Source organism: Flavihumibacter cheonanensis, assembly GCF_022352215.1.
In the GTDB taxonomy this organism is placed as follows: domain Bacteria; phylum Bacteroidota; class Bacteroidia; order Chitinophagales; family Chitinophagaceae; genus Flavihumibacter; species Flavihumibacter cheonanensis.
Window position 1 is genome coordinate 827806 of the sequence record NZ_JAKRWF010000002.1, and the last position, 19160, is coordinate 846965.

Here is a 19160-nt window from a genome sequence, read left to right on the forward strand (position 1 = left end):
AAATTAATTCCCTGTTATCAAATCAAACTCTTTTAACAACGCGATCAGCCGGGGTTGGTTCACTAATCTGCGATCCATTTGATTCCGGACACTATCCGATATAAACCAGTTCATGGCATAGGGACCTTTGGAAAGCGTATCACCCGGTACGTCCGGATCATTGTACAAATGGATGGGGATGTATTCAAAAGACCGAAAAACGCCTTTTGGGGCCTGTTGCTGCAGGTCCTGAATATAGGTGATAAAGCGGCGGTCATTCACTGTTGTCTGCATATCAAATGCACCGGTGATGGTGAGCAACGGCGAGAGCAGATCGTTGACAAATGGACCGATCGGTTTTAATGGAACAGTCCCCTGCGGGCTGTTGGTTATCTGAATAACCCGAATGTTCAGTTTTGCGGATCGTTTGCGGATTTCATCATCCGGACTGGCAGCTGCCAGTTTCAAAAGCGTCCGGATCATTTCCTGCACTGCACCGGCTCCGGAATTATCAAAATACCCCCCGTCTACGAAATAATGCGCCCTGGTAGTGTCTATACCGTTGGGGGTGGAAGGGGTTTTGAGCTGGTTGATGCGTCCTGCGGGACTTATATACGGAAACCTGGCTCCCAATATCGTGGCAGTGCTTAAGCGGATTGTCTGATCCCTGGGCAAAAGAGCCGCAACATCTACCCTGCGGTTGAAAATATTCGGAGCGATGTGAATGTTTGACACCACTCCGGGATTTCCATCTTTAACCCGGGTTGTATTTATAAACAACACCGGCAATGAATGCGGTACGCCGGTTTGGGTTAGACACTGATCAAACCAGGTACTGTCGAAGCCCACCCGATAATAGGAGGCATCAATACCTCTTTCAATGGCCTGCTCCAATGCTTCTGCGCGGTCTTCATTGGGTACAAACTTGTTAAGTAAGGGAATGTAGTTGAAGAAATCCGGTCCCAGCATCCTTGCCAGTGTGAAGCTCAAAAAATCCTGGCGCAGAAACTCACGGCCAGATGCTTCAAATCCCTTTACCGGTTCCTTTTTTTGCTGGTGTAATAAGGTGGTGTAAAAATTGGCAATTCCCAACCCGCCTCCAGATGTACCCGATAAACAAAACAAATGGCGCGAAAAACGGCCGCGGGGATTCTGTAAGGACGCATCTTCCAATTTTCCCAAAACAGATGCTACCCAATAGGCTGATCTGGAAGCGCCTCCATTCGCCAATACCAGGTACATATCATAGGAACTGGCCGTATCAATTTCCGGCCTTGATTTTATCCAGTGATAAAAATATTCGGATAACTGTTGCCGCTTTTCATAAATCGCCGGATCCAATTGCCGCTCTGATAAACTTCCTGTTCTTACGATATGATGATCCGGTGTTGGAAGAAAAGCAGCAAATAGGAAAATGAAAAAATGAAAATTGACCTGGAATTTACAGGATAGGGCGGATAACATATTGCCAAAACCAAGGAGAACTGCGAATGCAAGCAGGATAACAGCAAAAGGTCCTATTTGAACACTGGCTGCCAGGGAGTTAATCGCAAGCAGGTAAAAACATAAACCAATTGCGGCCACCAGGTTAAAAACGGCGAAATAACTTTTTTCTTCATTCGGCAGGTGTAAAAATTTCATGGATCGTTCCACCAGCTTTTCAAAAGGTTTGGCGGGATGAATGCCCGTTATTCGCCCTGCCTTCGATCCTTCCCTGATCATGTGTTGCCGGCGTACATTGATGTACAGCATATATAGAAAAAACAGGAGCAGTAGAAGCAGCAGAATATAGGGTATACTACTGAAGAGATCATACTTTACATATAAAACCGGCAGCAGCAATACCAACCCGAACAGCACCCAGGCAATGTTTCTTAATAAGGCGGATTTACCCGGAATTTGTACCAGCCGGATCAGCGTTCGATCAGCCAACCAGGCGAGTAAGGCAGCACCAATCAGCACCAGGAAAGGCTGTTCCTGGACCCAGCTACCGGGAAAAAGGAGCAGGCTCAGAACAATCATTACTACTAACAGACATCCATAACCGATAATGCGGGGAAACCGGTGCAGAAACCGCAATTCCATATCGTATAAGGACGCATAGGCCTGGTCACTTAACACTGGATCTATGATTCGTACTGCTTCCCGGTGTTGCCAGCTTTTTATGTAAGCAACCATCCGGGATGAATACCAGCTGACATAAACCCAGAAAAAAATCGCTACCAGGAAGATCATCTTGGCGGCCAGAACATGACCAAAAGCGCCTGCAGTTTCAGTGAAGGAAATCAGTATATCCTGTCCCTGGCTAAGTTGAGAAAATGCCACCATGGCCAGGATGATGAATACCAGCGATGGGAAAAACAGCCAGCAACTCCGGAGCAGGTTCGACAGGAATCGTAAAAAGGGATATTTTCTGAGTCGGATCGATAAGAAAATACTTCCTGTACGCATATGAAAAGGTTTAGTCCACCGGCCGGTTGAGGATTTGCCAGAGCTGGTCTTTTAATTCCTTCAGTCCCTTTTGGGTTACAGAAGATATGAAAAGATGCGGATATTCCGCCGGCAGTTCCTTGCTGATAGCTGCTTTTAACTCTTCATCAAGCATATCGCTTTTACTGATAGCAATTACAATGTCTTTTTCCAGTAGCTCCGGATTGTATTCTTCCAGTTCGTTGAGCAAGATCTCAAATTCCTTGCGGTGATCCTTGCTGTCGGCAGGAATCAGGAACAGGAGGGCGGAGTTACGTTCAATATGTCGCAGGAACCGGTGCCCCAGTCCGCGTCCTTCTGCGGCCCCTTCAATAATGCCGGGCAGGTCGGCAATACAGAAAGATTTTCCATCCCGGTATTCTACCATTCCCAGTTGAGGGCTCAGCGTCGTAAAGGCATAATCCGCGATCTTGGGTTTGGCAGCGGTGATCACACTCAGCAGGGTGGATTTTCCTGCATTCGGAAAACCAACTAATCCTACATCTGCCAGCACTTTTAATTCCAGAATCTTATAGCCCTCTACACCGGGCTCTCCGGGCTGGGCATGCTCAGGTGCCTGGTTGGTAGGAGTAGCAAAACGGGCATTTCCGAGCCCGCCACGGCCTCCTTTCATCAGGATGGCTTCCTGTCCATCTTCCAGGATTTCTGCTTCTTTTTCGCCAGTTTCCTCGTCAAAGGCGATGGTTCCAAGCGGAACGTCAATATAGATATCCTTTCCGCTACGACCCGTGGAGTTATTGCCGCTTCCGCTTTCACCGTTTTCAGCAAGGATGTTTTTGTGATAGCGCAGGTGCAGAAGAGTCCATAGGTTTTTGTTACCACGTAAAATGATATGCGCTCCCCTGCCGCCATCGCCCCCATCGGGACCGGCTTTCGGGTTGAACTTGGTTCGCATGAAATGTTTACTTCCGGCTCCGCCATGACCGCTTCGGCAAAAGACGCGGATCTGGTCAACAAAATTTGATTTCTCTGACACGGTTATACGCTGTTAATCCGCGAAGGTAGTTCATTTGGACAACTGCCATGTTTCATACAGGATCTCCTGGCTTGGACGGTCGGCCGGAAGCTCCGATAATGGTTCGCAAATCTCGCTGTATTGCTGCATTTCTTTGGGTAATGCCTGGTATAGGGCGGTACCCCTGGTTTTCCAGGAAAGCATTTCGTTACTTACTTCCTTAATGATTTTTCCGGGGTTTCCCACTACCAGGCTCCGGGGAGGAATGATGGTTCCTTCTTTAATAAAACTCAACGCTCCTATGATGGACTCATCACCCAGTTCAACACGATCCATGATCACCGAATTCATTCCTACCAGGCAATTACGGCCAATCTGTGCGCCATGAATAATAGCACCATGACCAATATGCGCACCTTCTTTAAGGCGAACCGTATACCCTGGAAACATATGGATTGTACAGTTCTCCTGTACATTACAGCCGGCTTCCAGTATGATGCCTCCCCAGTCGCCACGTAAAGCCGCACCCGGACCAATATAACAATCTTTACCAATGATCACATTTCCGGTTATGCATGCCTGTGGGTGTACATAGGAACTGGGATGTACTACAGGTATAATTCCTTTGAATGAAATAAACATAGTATCTCAAATATGCGTTTTACCGGTCCGGAAGCAGGTTCCTTTAAAAAGGGCAACCTGTTCATCCTTCTGGTTGAATATGCCAATGGAATAGACTCCTGTGCTTCGGCCATTGTGGATTTCCGTTGCTTCGGCAGTTAACACATCACCAACCTGCACTGCCCTGGTAAATGAAATATTGGTATCAAGCGCAACCGATAAATTGTTACGGTTGTTGCAGGCAAATGCAAAAGCGCTATCCGCCAGCGAGAATGCAATACCTCCATGGGCGATGCCGAAGCCGTTTACCATGTCTTTGCGGACAATCATTTTGATGCGGCTATACCCTTCCCTGATTTCCAGCAATTCGATACCCAGCCACTGACTGAATGCGTCCTGCTGCAGCATGTGATCAACCACTTTTTCGTAGGACGATTTTTCCATCTTATTTTCCTTTAAATACAGGGGCACGTTTCTCCAGGAAGGCCTGGACGCCTTCTTTGAAATCTTCTGTATTGGCTGCTCGTTGCTGCAGTTTGTCTTCATTCGCCAATTGTTCAATCAGGGCATGTGTGAACGACCATTGCAAGGCTTTTTTGGTATAAGCCAGTCCAACGGTTGGCATGGTGGCAAGTTTCGCTGCAATGCTTAAAGCCTGCTCTATAAACTGGTCATCTTCATAAAATTGATAGATCATGCCCAATCTTTCTGCTTCTTCTGCACTCACTTTTTCCCCTAATAACATCAGGGCACTGGCTTTCTGATGACCAATCAATCGGGGCAGGTAGAAGGTTCCCCCGCTGTCTGGTATCAATCCGATTTTAGAAAATGCCTGAATAAAACTGGCTGATTTCGCGGCTACCACGATATCGCAACCCAACGCTATATTGGCCCCTGCGCCAGCTGCCACTCCATTTACAGCAGCTACAACAGGTTTTTTCAAATCGCGGATGCCCATCACAATGGGATTGTAATGCTCCGATAAAATTCTTGCCATGCCGGGTCCATTGGGATCTACCACTTCTGCCAGGTCCTGGCCCGCAGAGAATGCTTTGCCTGCGCCGGTGAGAAATACGGAACGGATTTCAGGAGCCTCACATTCCTTTAATACTGCCTGCAATTGAAGGGCCATTTCCCGGTTAAAGGAATTCAGTTTATCCGGACGGTTAAGGGTAATTTTTCCAATACCGTCTTCAATTGAAAAAAGAATGGATTCAGCCATAGATTGAGTTTCTACCACAAACCTAAACAATTAGTGCGGCACAGTTAATGACATTTGAAATAATCAAAAGGCTCTTTACAGTCCTCACACTGGTACAATGCTTTACAGGCAGTGCTGCCAAACTCACTGATCCGCCGGGTATGAAAGGATCGGCAATGCGGACATTGAACCGCTTCTTCCTGCTGAAAATATCCCGGTGTGCATACCTGCTGCTTGGGATTTGGAGGCGCGATACCATAGGCCAGTAACTTTTGTTTTCCTGCTTCGGTCATCCATTCGGTTGTCCATGCCGGTGAGAGTACTGTTTTTATGGTTACAGGTGCATAACCATGGCCAGCAAGTACCATTCTGATCTGCATCGCTATCACATCCATTGCCGGGCATCCGGAATAAGTGGGAGTGATGGTAACTTCCAGGCCGTTTTCAGTTTGTTTTACATCCCGGATAACGCCCAGATCAACTACCGACAAAACCGGTACTTCCGGATCCTTCACTTCCTCCAGCAAATTCCATATGGTCGATTCAATTGACATATCTTTTCATTACCCGTCGGGTACCCGACGGGAGGATGTTTACCATTGCGCACCGGGGTGACTGCGCTGCAGGTATTGCATTTCGGCCAGCAGGTAACCCAGGTGCTCTGTATGGATTCCCAGTTTGCCTCCTTTCTGGTACCAATTTAGCGCAGGCATTGCTAATCCGGCCTGATCAAATGCGGCTGCTGTTTTTTCTAACCAGGGCTCGCGATAATACTCCGGGTTTTTTAGCTGTCCCGATGCTGCCGCCTCCAGTTGAAAATCAGCAGGTATAAACAATTCTCCCACATAAGGCCAGAGCTGATCGATGGCGGTTTCCATGCGGCGATGGCTTTCTTCCGTACCATCTCCAAGACGAATCACCCACTCACCGCTCCAGCGAACATGATAATGCACTTCTTTCAATGATTTCTCTGAGATAGCAGCCAGCCTTTTATCAGCTGAATATTGGAGATCCGAATACAACAATTGCTGGTACAGGCTCATGAAAAATTGCCGGGTAATGGTTACCGCCCAATCCCCTTTTTTCAGCTCCACCATAAGATGATTGCGAAATTCTTTCGCATCCCGCAGGTAGGCAAGATCGTCTTCGTCAATTGGTCCGATTACCTGATGAAAAGCTGGTGAACTGAAAGTTTTCGTGTAAGCATCTTTGTTAGCATTATACAGTTCCGCAGCGTATTGATAAAAATTTCTTGCCTGTCCGATCTGGTCCAATGCAATATTGGATATGGCGATATCCTGCTCCAGGTTCGGCCCATGTCCTGTCCATTCGCTATTGCGGTGTCCAAGAATTAAGGCATCATCGGCCAGATGTAGGGATAGAAGAAACATTTGAAGTAGGAATTAGGAAGTGTGAAGTATGAAGTATGAGTGAGGAAGTGAGACGTCAAATGTGAGACGTCAGACGTGAGATTTTGGATTGGTGTCCCGTCTCACATCTCACATCTCACGTCTCACATTGCTTTTAGTTCATCCGGCAAATCATAAAATGTCGGGTGCCGGTACACTTTATCATTGGCTGGATCATAGAAGCTGGCAGCTTCATCCGGATTGGAGGCGTGGATATATTTACTTTCTACCACCCAGATGCTGATCCCCTCCTGGCGACGCGTATATACATCTCTTGCGTTTTCAATGGCCATCTGTGCATCTGCCGCATGCAAACTGCCCACATGTTTGTGATCCAACCCCATTTTACTGCGGATGAATACTTCCCATAATGGCCAGTCGGCCTGGTTTTGAGTTGCCCCTTCCGCTTTTACCGGTTCGCGATCGCCATAATCGCCGTATCGCTGTATCTGAATGAATGTTTTCATGCTACTGCTGCGCTTTGTTTTTGAGCTTGTTTACTTGCGAAAGCAGTTGCTGCTTCCCGCACCCAGGCACCTTCCTCGTGTGCTTTTACTCTGGCGGCAATCCGCTCCTTGTTACAAGGGCCGTTTCCACTGATCACCTGCCAGAATTCTTCCCAGTTGATTTTTCCAAAATCATGATGTCCTGTTTCAGGATTCCATTTCAACTCAGAATCTGGTAATTGCATGCCAAGAATTTTGACCTGCTCTGCACAGATGTCTACAAATTTTTGCCGCAGTTCATCGTTGGTAAAGCGTTTGATCTTCCACTTCATGCTCTGAGCAGTATGGGGTGATGCGTCATCGGCCGGACCGAACATCATGATACTGGGCCACCACCAGCGGTTGATCGCATCCTGGCACATAGCTTTTTGTGCTTCAGTGCCCCTGCTCAGAGTCAGCAAGATCTCAAACCCCTGGCGCTGGTGAAAACTTTCTTCCTTGCAAATCCGTACCATCGCACGGGCATAGGGTCCATAGGAAGTGCGACAAAGTGGAACCTGGTTCATGATGGCAGCTCCATCTACCAGCCAGCCAATTGCCCCGATATCGGCCCAGGTGAGCGTAGGATAATTGAATATGCTGGAATATTTTGCTTTACCGGTGTGTAATTGGTCGATCATTTCAGCGCGACTGATTCCCAGGGTTTCTGCAGCGCTGTAGAGATAGAGTCCATGACCCGCTTCGTCCTGTACTTTGGCAATCAAGGTTGCTTTCCTGCGCAGTGATGGGGCACGCGTTATCCAGTTACCTTCCGGTAACATGCCTACAATCTCGCTGTGCGCATGCTGGGAAATCTGACGGATCAGGGTTTGACGATATTTCTCCGGCATCCAGTCTTTTGGCTCAATGCGGATATCCTGATCAACACGATCCTGGAACTGCTGCTCCAGGTTGATAGTTGCCTGCTTTTCCATAACGTAAAAATAGCATTTTAAGCGTAAAAACTAACAACTGTTAGGCGATTGCTTATTTCTGGTCAAAATCGATCAACAGCTCTGTGCTTCTTGGATGGCTTTGGCAGGTGAGGATGAAACCTGCTTCCACTTCATCGGGTTCCAGGGCATAATTGGTATCCATGCTTACTTCACCCGTCACCAGTTTGGCTCTGCAGGTACAACAAACCCCTCCCTTACAGGCGTAGGGCAAGTCGGCGCCTGCCTGGAGGGCTGCATCCAGGATAGCCGGACCATTGAAAGGTACCCGCAATTCAAGCGAGCGGCCATCGGCTTTAATGGTCACTTTTGCGAGTTGCCCAGGTTCGGTGGATGTTGTTATTTGCCTGGTTTTGGATATTTGATCCTGACCGGGCGTGGTAAATAACTCAAAATGGATGCGATCCCCTGTTACCCCTTTTCCCTGCAGGTAATCCCGCACCGAAAAGATTAGTTGTTCGGGTCCGCATAGAAAATAGTGATCCACCTGTTTCCATTCCAGCAGTTTATCTCCCAGTGCTTCACATTTAGCAGCATCGATGCGTCCATGCAATAGAGGAGCATCGGTTTTTTCCCGGCTCAGAATATGAATCAGCCGGAACCGATCCATGTATTTATTTTTCAATGCTTCGAGTTGCTCCCGAAAGATGATGGATGCCCGGTGACGGTTTCCATATACCAGGGTAAACCGGCTCTTTGGTTCTGAAGCAAGCACTGTTTTAATTATCGAAATAATGGGTGTAATGCCGCTGCCTGCTGCAAATGCCATGTATTCTTTGGATGCGGCACTTTCAATAGGCGTATAGAATTTTCCGGTGGGTGGTAATACATCCAAACGATCGCCCTTTTTAAGTTGTGTATTGGCGTAATTGGAAAATCGTCCGTCTGCAATTGCTTTTACTGCAACACGTAATTCACCTTCTAACGGTGAGCTGCATACGGAGTAGGAACGTCTTATTTCTTCACCATTGATGGTAGCTCGCAGGGTGATATTCTGCCCCTCACGAAAACGATACTGCTCTTTTAGATCTTCTGGAATTTCGAATGCAATAGATACGCATTCATTCGTTTCGGGCCGGATATCGCTGATGGTCAGCTTATGAAAATGCATGCTCATGCTTTCAGTCCTTCAATCATGATCAACACCATATTTTCTTCGAGTTGTTTGGCAGAGATTTTTTCCCTGCTTCGATGCCAGCTTTCAATACCATTTACGGCATGCAGCATTATTAGTACAACAGTGGGGGCGTCAACTTGTTTGATCTCGCCGGTCTGGATTCCTTTCTCGATAATTCCAGCCAGGCGTTTGCGATAGGTACGGCGCTGGTTGTGAAAATTGGACAGATAGGGGTCAGACAGATGTTTCCAATCGCGATCCGCCACCAGCACCAGTTCATACTGTTCCAGCATTTGACGGATATGAAACCGCAATATTGCTTCCACTTTTCGGATCGCCGGCAGTTCACTGGATTCAATCATCTCCAGGTGCTGATTAAAGGTATTGGCCACCTTGAAACAGATTTCCTGTAGCAATTCTTCCTTTGATTGTATATGATTGTACAGGCTGGCTGCTTCTACCCCTACAGCTTCCGCCAGATCGCGCATGGAAGCAGCCTTAAAGCCTTTTTCGCGGAACAACCGCATAGCAGCTTCTACGATCACTTCCTTTTTAGTGCCGTTGTTTTTGCTCTTGATCTTCGCCATATGACCCCAAATATACATACGAACAAACGTTAGTGCATCCGGCTTCAAAAATTTCGGGTACTTTTGCGCCCGTTCACACTTCACCCGTCCGGTGCCACCCGTCCGGTGCCACCGGACGGGTGGGGAAAAGTGAAGTAAAAAACACACATATATGTCTTTAATTGTTGTTGGTACGATGGCTTTTGATGCCATTGAAACGCCCTTTGGAAAAAGCGGACAGATCATCGGAGGTTCCGCCACTTATGTTGCCTATGCTGCTTCCAATTTTGTGAAGCCCATAAACCAGATTTCCGTAATTGGGTATGATTTTCCAAAAGAGGAACTGGATGAATTGAAAGGGAGAGGGGTTCAGTTGGATGGCGTGCAGGTGAAACAAGACGAAAAATCCTTTTTCTGGGCCGGTAAGTACCATCTCGATATGAATACCCGTGATACCCTGGATACCCAGCTCAATGTACTGGCCAGCTTTGAACCAAAAGTACCGGACGCCTACCAGGGATCGGAATTCCTGATGCTCGGTAATTTGATGCCCAGTCTTCAACTGAGCGTGATCCGTCAATTGAAAAACCGTCCGAAATTGATCGTGATGGACACCATGAACTTCTGGATGGATACAGCCATGGCTGACCTGGAAATTGTGCTGAAAGAAGTGGATGTGCTGATGGTGAATGACAGCGAGGCGCGCCAGTTAAGCGGCCAGTTCTCCCTGGTAAAAGCAGCCAAGGAAATTATGAAAATGGGACCAAAATTCCTGGTCATCAAAAAGGGCGAACATGGGGCCCTGCTCTTCCACGAGAACGAAGTTTTCTTTGCACCGGCATTGCCGCTGGAAGAAGTGTTTGACCCAACGGGAGCTGGTGACACATTCGCAGGCGGATTTGTGGGCCATCTTGCAGCTACACAGGATATCTCCTTCAACAATATGAAAACGGCCATCATTAAAGGTTCTGCGCTGGCATCTTTCTGTGTTGAAAAATTTGGCACCACCCGCATGAAGGAAATCAGTGCAGCTCAAATTGATGAGCGCATTCAGCAATTTGTGAACCTGGTGAACTTCGAGATCAAACTTGCAGAATAAAGCTTGGCTCGGTTTAATATTTTTTACCCAACGTTACCGCCAGCCGGTAACGTTTTGTTTTTCCGGAAAGATGCCAGGCATCCACCACGATTATGTACAAACCATTAGCTAAAACCTGCTGATTATCATTCCTCCCATCCCATCTGAAACTCCCTTTCATTGCACAAATACCATTGTTAATCAACATTCGATGCGGATGTCCCGAGTGGTCAAAGATCCGGATGCTAACCTGGTATCCTGGTTGTGCAAACTCGTATTTTATTTCGCAGAAGTCCTGGTGGCCATCACCATCCGGACTTATCAACTGTTCATTCAAAAACACCCGGTCCGGATCATCCGGAATACCTGCTTGTGAATTCTCATAACCTGGCGTTCCATAACCGGCATGCGCAGCCGCAGATGCCCAGTTAGAAGCTGACAAACTGGAAGCTGCCGGATCCCTGCGTTCCAATGAAACATTCTCCGTATTCCGAAGCATCTCATGGTGCCAGGCGGCATCGTATTGAACCTCATCAATCACTTGCAGCATCGAATCCAGGAGTACGACTGTTCCTTTATCATTCGGGAAGGAGGGCAGTGAGCCCAATTGTACCAAACTGTTGGGCTGTTTCACCAGGTATTGCCTCTGTAACCAGCTCGCATCCGTAGTTACAACCAGGAAATCTCCCGGATAGAAGAAACGGGGACCAGGAACCAATGCTCTGAGACCTGATAAATTTCCATTGCTGTTTCTGCTGGCAAGCTGCCACCCCCCGAGTTGAACCGGCGCCTTACCAACATGAAATAGTTCAATAAAATCACTGCCTCCAATGATTGGGTCTGCTAAAATCTCATTTATAATGATGGCTTTCTCCGTAGTATCTGCTAAACCAATTTTTAACTTACTGAACCCCGTCCCCTGCTCAGGATCTTCATCACATCCCGGTATAGCAGCTATTTGCAGTGTATAAATTTTTCCTGGCTCAAGGGCGTTTCGCAAATGTAGCAGCAACTCCTGTTGGAAAGGTGCCAGCAGTTCCACTTTTTCCACTTCCGGTCCAGCCTCCAGCTTATACAACCCAGCCCGTTCGGCAACCATCCGGTGTATTCTATCGGTGAAGGTTATTCGAATCGTATACGCATCCGGGCACCAGGCATGAATTGGATCCACAACGGGTAATGTAGCAGCTGATGGCGAATGCCTGTTGGACCTGCCCGGACTTCCTCCTAACGTATCCAGACTGGCATACCAGTTGTTTAAATATCTGCAAGCTTTGTCTTTGTTCACCATTTCCAGGGACCAGCCTCCATCTGCTTTCTCGTCTTTCAATAAAGAAGGAAGATAGGCGGCTGCAAATACCAGTTCATCCTTTTCATTCAACAAAAACAGGGTATCGCCAGCATTTGAAATTGCAGGGAAAGGGCTTAGACCGATGGTGCGCCCATAGGAAGTAAAAAGGTTAATCGCCCTGGCCGGACAAAGAATCACTATTTCACCGGGAGCCATACGAACACTATCACCAAACTTTCCGATTGTTCTACCATTGGTAAGTTTCCAGCCACTCAAGCTGATCTCAATTGTACTAACATTGGTTAGTTCCACAAATTCTTCAGCAGGTAACCCCACACTTGGTAAAGGATCCCCCATGATCTCTGTAATAACAACCGGAAACCCTTGTCCGTAAAGGGTTTCAAAAGAAATTACCAACACCGCACAATGCACCCATTTCCACATGATCTAAAACTACTCAGTCCGCCAACTATTATCAAGCCCAAATAATTATTTGGGTGAAAATACCCTTCGCATTAATTTCGTGCACCATGATTACAATGAAACATACTACGAAGACCAAGAAACAGCTCCCACAAGTGGAAGGTGTGTGATCTCGTATATGTTCACTAAATAACACAGGCCTTCCCAAGTTGGGAAGGCTTTTTTTATAACCAAAATGCAAGCAAAAACGCAATGAAAGTCGCAGTTGTAGGGGCCACCGGACTGGTAGGTACCAAAATGTTACAAGTATTGGCTGAACGGAATTTTCCCGTTACCGAATTGATTCCAGTAGCTTCTGAAAAATCAGTGGGAAAGGAAGTGGAGTACCAGGGTAAAAAATACAAAGTGGTTAGCATGACAGATGCCATCGCAGCCAAACCCGCAGTGGCGCTCTTTTCCGCCGGCGGAAGCACCTCCCTTGAGTGGGCTCCCAAATTTGCAGCTGCAGGTATTACTGTTATCGATAACTCTTCCGCCTGGCGTATGGATCCTACCAAACCCCTGGTAGTTCCTGAACTGAATGCAGATATTCTTACTGCCACAGATAAAATCATTGCCAATCCGAACTGCTCCACCATTCAAATGGTAGTTGCATTAAATCCGCTTCATAAAAAATATGGTATCAAACGGCTGGTGGTATCCACCTACCAGAGTGTAACAGGTACCGGTGTAAAAGCAGTTGACCAGTTAATGAATGAGCGCAACGGTATTCAGGGTGAAATGGCTTATAAATATCCGATTGATCTCAATGTCATTCCCCAAATCGATGTATTTCTTGACAATGGTTATACCAAGGAAGAAATGAAAATGGTGAATGAAACTAAAAAGATCATGCGCGATGATGCTATCCGTGTTACTGCTACAACGGTACGGATTCCGGTAATGGGTGGGCACTCTGAAAGTGTGAATGTGGAATTTGCGCAGGACTTCGATCTGAACGAAGTACGTTCTTTGCTTTCTTCTGCACCTGGTGTTGTACTGGTAGATGATCCTGCCAACGCACAATATCCGATGCCAAAGGATGCACACGAAAAGGACGAAGTTTTTGTTGGTCGTTTGCGTAGGGATGAATCTCAACCCAATACACTGAATATGTGGATCGTCAGCGATAACCTGCGCAAAGGTGCCGCCACCAATGCGGTTCAGATTGCTGAATATCTTCAGCAAAAAGGATTATTGTCCAGATAATATAAACAGCCGAACCTTTCTGCGCGGGTTCGGCTGTTCTTTACCGTTATTACTCCAGACTTCTCTTTATAAATGTCAGGAGCGGTTGAAGCGTTTCAAAGGACTTCAGTATTTTTTTACTGATGGCAGGGTCAGTTAATTCCTTATCTGCAAGCGGCATCATAGCTACATAACTTTTGTACACCAGGTAATCGGCTGCGGGAGAGTCTTTATCAAACCCCTGCGGCACGCGGGAAAGTTTCATTCCCTCGCTGTCTGATAAGCCACCAAAAGTTGAAACAAAGGACTTTGATTTCACTATTTTTTCAAACTCATCTGCATTGTAATCAATTTCCTGCCGTACTTTTTTAAGCTCTGGTGGCATCGGCATGTAAATTCCTCCACCAGCAAAACTGTTACCCGGTTCTATGTGGATATAGTATCCACCTGCAAGCGCTTTCTTTCCGCCCTCATTGATACTGGCACCGAAATTCGTTTTATAGGGAGATTTGTCTTTACTGAAGCGCACATCCCGGTTTATACGGAACATACATTTTTTCGCTTCCAGTTCCGCGATGCCCGGATCTTTTTTCGCATGTGCATTAATGATAGATTGTACAAATTGCTCTACATCTTTTCGGGCTGCTTCATAAGCCGAACGGTTTTCGTCGAACCAGGATTTGTCATTGTTTTTTTTCAATCCCTTCAGAAAGGATAAGGTGCTTTGTTGTATCATAGAATTAGTTTAATACGCCATACAAACTTCCTCCTTTATCAAACAGGCGATTTATTTTTCTCTCCACATCAGGATCAACTTCCACCGCCGGCGCATGATGCGGTTTGATACGGGCATCAATGATCAGGGGTCCGCGACACCCCCAGTGTTTATTTTCTGTAAAGGCATCTATGCCATATATGTCATGTGAGGGATTGCTGCGGGTGAAACTTACCCAGAGCCAGTTCCGGAGATTGGCAGCCGTGAAGGCGGCATCATCACACCAGATCATCAGTGGCAGTCCGCTTAATTCATCTATTGATGACCGCAGGTAAGCATCCATTTCCTGGATGGTTTCTCTTGCGGCTACCGCTCCAGAATAGGCGGTGGTTTGAAAGGCCACCACACCAGGTAGTACCCATCGGGCATCTTTCACAAAAGGCAACCTGCTTATCATCTCCGGCACTGATTGGCAAAGCGTTCGAACCGGCTCACCATAAGCAGCAAATACTACCTTACTGCCGGTATTCAGACCGGTGCCAGAATAGTCGAGGGTATCAATGGTGGTATTGGTATGGAAATGAACATCTCGGTCGAGATGAATCCGCTCCAGCAGATATTCAAAAAATGCCTGCTCATGATGGGTGCTGACCCGGTTCTGTTCGTCGGCTGTTATAAACAAAAACTTGGCAAGGCTTAACTGTCCGGTACCCAGCACATGATTGGCGATGGTGAGCAATTCTGCTGGTTGTTTGGTTGGCAGGTAAGGCGTATACCGCTCGCTTCCAACAGCCAGCAATAAGGGGTGTACACCGGCTGCATCTACGGCATGCACTTCCTTTAATCCAGGTATCTCCTGGGGAATGGCATCTCCCGTGATTTCATGAATCAATTGTCCAAAGCTGGTATCTTCCTGGGGAGGGCGACCTACCACGGTAAATGGCCAGATCGCATGTTGCCTTGCATAAACAGCTTTTACCCGCATCAGGGGGAAATCGTGCCGAAGGCTATAATAACCCAGGTGGTCTCCAAAAGGTCCTTCCGGTTTATTCTCTTCCGGATATACTTCTCCGGTTATGACAAAGTCTGCATCGGTGCTGATACAAAACCCATCCCGATAGGTATACCTGAAACGTCTGCTGCCCAGCAACCCTGCAAATGTCATTTCACTCATACCTTCCGGTAAGGGCATAACGGCCGATACGGTGTGGGAGGGAGGCCCGCCAGCAAATACAGATACTTTAAGCGGTTGTCCCTTCCTGTTAGCCTTGGTCTGGTGTACGCCAATCCCCCTGTGAAGTTGATAATGCAGCCCGATTTCCTTATCCTGTACATACTCATTTCCGGCTAACTGGATACGGTACATACCCAGGTTAGCTTTCATAATACCTGGTTGATCAATATCTTCAGTGTATACCTGTGGTAGTGTAACAAAAGCACCACCGTCCATGGGCCAGTGTTGTATCTGCGGTATTTCGCTTATACGTATCTGTTGGTATAAAACCGGCTTGTTGAGTGGATTTTTTAGTGGTAATGCTTTTAATGCTGCCCATCCCGCACCCGCATACCGAAAGGGATGCTTCAGCGCTTTTAAGGGATCGTTCTTAAGCCTTATGAGTTGCTGTACCTCGTTCAGGCTTTCCCTGAAAAGAAAGCGGCTTCGGTCCAGAGTTCCAAATATATTGGAAGCAGCCCGAAACCTGCTGCCTTTCACATGTTCAAAAAGAAGTGCCGGTCCGCCTGCTTCATATACCCGAAGGTGAATAGCGGCCATTTCCAGGTAAGGATCCACTTCCTCCCGAATCCGAACCAGTTGCCCGGTTCGCTCCAAATCCAATAGTGCTGCTTCCAGCGAAGAATATGCCATGCGATTGATTGAATGTGCAAAGGTAAAACAGAATCGCAGGCATCTTGTTTACTTCACCTTGGACCAGTTTTCGCCACTTTTAATGCGATAGAGTGTCATTTCACTAACCCCATACTTTTCAGCAAGCTGGCGGATGGTTAGTTTACGGTTCTTACTTTCCAATGTTTTCTTGATGGAACGAACCTGTGTAGCATTCAGTTTTAAGCCGTTGGAGCGGTTGGCCTGGACTTTTTTATAAGCCACTTTAGCCGGACTGCTTTGCTGGTGTTCAATCATTTCTTCCAGCGTTGCCCATTTCAGATTCTTAACAGAATTATCAGTTTTGTTGTGATTCAAATGAATCACATACCGATGTTTCGGAGAAGGTTTCTTGAGAAAGAGGCGCGCAATTTCACGGTGTACGTATAAGGTGCCATTATTTCCCGGACGGTGCAGGTTCAATGTTTTGTAACCGGTGGTCAGGGAACCATTCAACAGTTTACCATCTTCCAGCACATTTTCAGAATAACTGGCAATGCGACCGTTAGAAGACAAGGCATACTGTTTGCGAAGGTGTTTCCATCCCGGAAACTGAAGTGGCTTCCATACTTCGCCAGATATTGATTTGATCATCGTACCCTTTTTTTTAAAGTTACGAAAAGATATGACCCAAAATTCTTATGCGTTTATTCTTCCTCCATCATTTTTAAAAAATCTTCTTCCGTGAGGATCCTGATCTGGGGAATCTTCTTTGCTTTCTCCAATTTTGAACCTGCATCTTCCCCAACCACCAGGTAATTCAGCTTGCTGCTCACCCCGCTGAGCAACTTTCCCCCATGTGCTTCCACCATCTCTTCCGCGTCTGATCGTTTTAATCGGTTAAGGGTACCCGTGAACAGGAAGGTTTGTCCGGATAAGGATCCTCCTTCCACTTGTCCCTTTTTCTCTGTTTGCATGGAAAGTCCGAGGCTTTCCAACTCCCGGATCAACTCCACATTCGAGGGATTTTTAAAAAACTGGTATATACTGTTGGCTACTTTCACTCCCACATCCTCCAGTGATTGCAGGTCTTCCAGGCTCATCCGGCTCAGGTCATTCAGGTGCGTAATCGATTGAGCCAGGGTCTTTGCCGTAGTTTCCCCAACATACCGGATGCCCAGGGCAAATATTAACCGGTGCAGGGGCTGCGACTTGGATTTCTCAATATTCGTTTGCAGGTTGTTGATGGATTTCTCTCCAAACCCTTCCAGCTTTCTCATTTCATCAAAGGGAAGTCGGTAAATACCCGGGATATCTTTCAGCCAGCCCAACTCATAAAACTTGCGCACATTCGCTTCCCCGAAACTCCGGATATCCATTGCATCCTTGGAAACAAAATGTATAATACGCTCTACTACCTGGGCCGGACAGTCAATATTGATACAACGCCAAACTGCTTCTCCTTCTTCACGGGCCAGCGGCGATTCACAACGCGGGCAATTCCTCGGAAACAGAATCGGTTGTTCTTCCCCGTTACGCAGTTCTGCCATGGATTTCACAATGTAGGGGATCACATCCCCGGCACGCTCAACCAAAACGGTGTCGCCGATCATCAGGTCTTTCTCCCTAATCACATCTTCGTTAAACAGTGAAATCGATCCAACCGTAACACCTCCAATGGGAACCGGATCTATTTTAGCAACCGGTGTAATGGCTCCCGTTCTGCCAACCTGGAATTCAACCCCCCGTAATTTACTGGTAGCCTGCCTTGCTTTAAACTTATAGGCAATAGCCCATCGCGGATGGTGGGTAGTCATGCCTAACTGATCCTGCAACTCCACACTATTGACCTTGATTACCATACCATCAATTTCATAGGGCAGATCATCTCTGCCTGCCTCAAAATCCTGGCAGTATTGTATCACGTCCTGAATTCCGTTGAAAACGCGTTTTTCTTTAGCCGGACTACGGAATCCCATCTCCCAGAGCAAATCCAGCGCCCCACTATGGCTAAGCAAGGCTTCTGGTGGAAGATTGTTCTGATCTACATGATAACTTACATGGTATAAAAAAGCTTCCAGGTTGCGACGCCTTACTTCTTCCGGATCTTTAATGCGCAGGGAACCGGAAGCTGCATTCCGTGGATTGGCCAAGGGAGGTAAATTCTGTTCCGCCAGTTTATCATTGAAAGCCTTGAAATGCTTTTTTGTGAGCAGTACCTCCCCCCTGATTTCTATTTGTGTAATGCCGTATTCCGAAAATTTAGCAGATAAGGGTACGGATCGTATCTGCCGAATATTGGTGGTGATATCATCTCCCTGTACACCATCCCCCCGAGTTGCGCCGCGTACCAGGATATCATTTTCGTAAATCAATGAAATACTCGCGCCATCAAATTTTGGCTCTACGCAGTATTCAATGATATCCCTGCGAGCACCTTCCCGCACCCGACGATCCCAGTCGACCAGGTCCTCCGCATTGTAAGAGTTATCCAACGACAACATGGGTACCAGGTGGGATACCGTAGGGAAAGCGCTGTTTAAACCACTTGCCACCCGTTGTGTAGGCGAATCAGGCCGAATCAGCTGTGGATGGGCTTTTTCAATTGCTTCCAGTGCCTTATACAATTGATCGTATTCATAATCTGCTATCAGCGGTGCATCCAACACATAATACCGGTATTCATGAAAACGCAGCACATCTCTTACTACTTCCACTTCCGACTCCGCTATGGCTGGTATTTGTTTCAGTAACGTATTGGTCCTGTTCTGCAGATCAATTGTTTGTTGTTCCGTATACATAGGGGTAAAGTTTCAACAAAATTT

At 47.0% G+C, this 19160-nt stretch carries 18 protein-coding genes; 2 read left to right on the forward strand and 16 right to left on the reverse strand.

Annotated elements, in window-relative coordinates; genetic code table 11:
* Nucleotides 1-3: 3 nt before the first annotated feature.
* The 11 genes from MD536_RS12875 to MD536_RS12925 form a co-directional block, all read right to left on the reverse strand.
* Nucleotides 4-2430 carry a hypothetical protein gene (locus MD536_RS12875; RefSeq protein WP_239600428.1) on the reverse strand — a complete coding sequence of 809 codons (2427 nt, stop codon included), beginning with the start codon at nucleotides 2428-2430 and terminating at the stop codon, nucleotides 4-6.
* A gap of 10 nt (nucleotides 2431-2440) precedes the next feature.
* Nucleotides 2441-3445 (reverse strand): GTPase ObgE, encoded by a 1005-nt coding sequence (obgE, locus tag MD536_RS12880; RefSeq protein WP_239600433.1) that lies wholly within the window; start codon nucleotides 3443-3445, stop codon nucleotides 2441-2443.
* A gap of 30 nt (nucleotides 3446-3475) precedes the next feature.
* On the reverse strand, nucleotides 3476-4066 hold the full coding sequence (locus MD536_RS12885) for an acyltransferase (protein WP_239600435.1): 591 nt from the start codon (nucleotides 4064-4066) through the stop codon (nucleotides 3476-3478).
* A 6-nt stretch (nucleotides 4067-4072) separates the two neighbouring features.
* Entirely contained in the window at nucleotides 4073-4489 is a 417-nt protein-coding gene (paaI, locus tag MD536_RS12890) for a hydroxyphenylacetyl-CoA thioesterase PaaI (protein ID WP_239600440.1), read from the reverse strand.
* A gap of 1 nt (nucleotide 4490) precedes the next feature.
* Nucleotides 4491-5267 (reverse strand): enoyl-CoA hydratase-related protein, encoded by a 777-nt coding sequence (locus MD536_RS12895; protein WP_239600447.1) that lies wholly within the window; start codon nucleotides 5265-5267, stop codon nucleotides 4491-4493.
* A gap of 44 nt (nucleotides 5268-5311) precedes the next feature.
* Nucleotides 5312-5800 (reverse strand): 1,2-phenylacetyl-CoA epoxidase subunit PaaD, encoded by a 489-nt coding sequence (paaD, locus tag MD536_RS12900; RefSeq protein WP_239600453.1) that lies wholly within the window; start codon nucleotides 5798-5800, stop codon nucleotides 5312-5314.
* A gap of 39 nt (nucleotides 5801-5839) precedes the next feature.
* The gene (gene paaC, locus MD536_RS12905) at nucleotides 5840-6637 is read right to left on the reverse strand and encodes a 1,2-phenylacetyl-CoA epoxidase subunit PaaC (protein WP_239600460.1); all 798 of its coding nucleotides are present in this window, start codon (nucleotides 6635-6637) and stop codon (nucleotides 5840-5842) included.
* 122 nt (nucleotides 6638-6759) lie between these two features.
* Nucleotides 6760-7122: a 1,2-phenylacetyl-CoA epoxidase subunit PaaB gene (gene paaB / locus MD536_RS12910; protein WP_369075805.1), complete on the reverse strand. Its 363-nt coding sequence runs from the start codon at nucleotides 7120-7122 to the stop codon at nucleotides 6760-6762.
* Nucleotides 7119-8075, reverse strand: a complete 957-nt coding sequence (gene paaA / locus MD536_RS12915) for a 1,2-phenylacetyl-CoA epoxidase subunit PaaA (RefSeq protein ID WP_239600464.1) — start codon at nucleotides 8073-8075, stop codon at nucleotides 7119-7121. The genes paaB and paaA overlap by 4 nt, the downstream gene beginning before the upstream one ends.
* Nucleotides 8076-8127: 52 nt before the next feature.
* Complete coding sequence (gene paaE, locus MD536_RS12920; protein ID WP_239600471.1) at nucleotides 8128-9204, reverse strand: 1,2-phenylacetyl-CoA epoxidase subunit PaaE; 1077 nt, start codon at nucleotides 9202-9204, stop codon at nucleotides 8128-8130.
* A gap of 2 nt (nucleotides 9205-9206) precedes the next feature.
* Complete coding sequence (locus MD536_RS12925; RefSeq protein ID WP_239600473.1) at nucleotides 9207-9797, reverse strand: TetR/AcrR family transcriptional regulator; 591 nt, start codon at nucleotides 9795-9797, stop codon at nucleotides 9207-9209.
* Between the two features lie 151 nt (nucleotides 9798-9948).
* Between MD536_RS12925 and MD536_RS12930 the strand changes: the two genes are divergently transcribed.
* A complete protein-coding gene (locus tag MD536_RS12930; protein WP_239600478.1) occupies nucleotides 9949-10875 on the forward strand; it encodes a PfkB family carbohydrate kinase in 927 nt (308 codons plus the stop codon).
* 13 nt (nucleotides 10876-10888) lie between these two features.
* Here the strand turns inward: MD536_RS12930 and MD536_RS12935 are convergent, their stop codons facing one another.
* Complete coding sequence (locus tag MD536_RS12935; protein WP_239600480.1) at nucleotides 10889-12589, reverse strand: lamin tail domain-containing protein; 1701 nt, start codon at nucleotides 12587-12589, stop codon at nucleotides 10889-10891.
* 231 nt (nucleotides 12590-12820) lie between these two features.
* Here MD536_RS12935 and MD536_RS12940 point away from each other — a divergent pair, with 231 nt between their 5' ends.
* Entirely contained in the window at nucleotides 12821-13816 is a 996-nt protein-coding gene (locus tag MD536_RS12940; protein WP_239600511.1) for an aspartate-semialdehyde dehydrogenase, read from the forward strand.
* A gap of 49 nt (nucleotides 13817-13865) precedes the next feature.
* Here MD536_RS12940 and MD536_RS12945 read toward each other — a convergent pair whose 3' ends face one another.
* From MD536_RS12945 to ligA, 4 genes are read right to left on the reverse strand one after another with little or no spacing between them, the layout of a single operon-like run.
* Nucleotides 13866-14531, reverse strand: coding sequence for a DUF2461 domain-containing protein (locus MD536_RS12945; RefSeq protein WP_239600513.1), 666 nt, complete (start codon nucleotides 14529-14531; stop codon nucleotides 13866-13868).
* A gap of 4 nt (nucleotides 14532-14535) precedes the next feature.
* Nucleotides 14536-16377 carry a UbiD family decarboxylase gene (locus MD536_RS12950; RefSeq protein WP_239600515.1) on the reverse strand — a complete coding sequence of 614 codons (1842 nt, stop codon included), beginning with the start codon at nucleotides 16375-16377 and terminating at the stop codon, nucleotides 14536-14538.
* 48 nt (nucleotides 16378-16425) lie between these two features.
* Entirely contained in the window at nucleotides 16426-16989 is a 564-nt protein-coding gene (locus MD536_RS12955) for an NUMOD4 domain-containing protein (RefSeq protein ID WP_234866737.1), read from the reverse strand.
* A 53-nt stretch (nucleotides 16990-17042) separates the two neighbouring features.
* A complete protein-coding gene (gene ligA, locus MD536_RS12960) occupies nucleotides 17043-19136 on the reverse strand; it encodes an NAD-dependent DNA ligase LigA (RefSeq protein WP_239600516.1) in 2094 nt (697 codons plus the stop codon).
* Nucleotides 19137-19160: the final 24 nt, after the last annotated feature.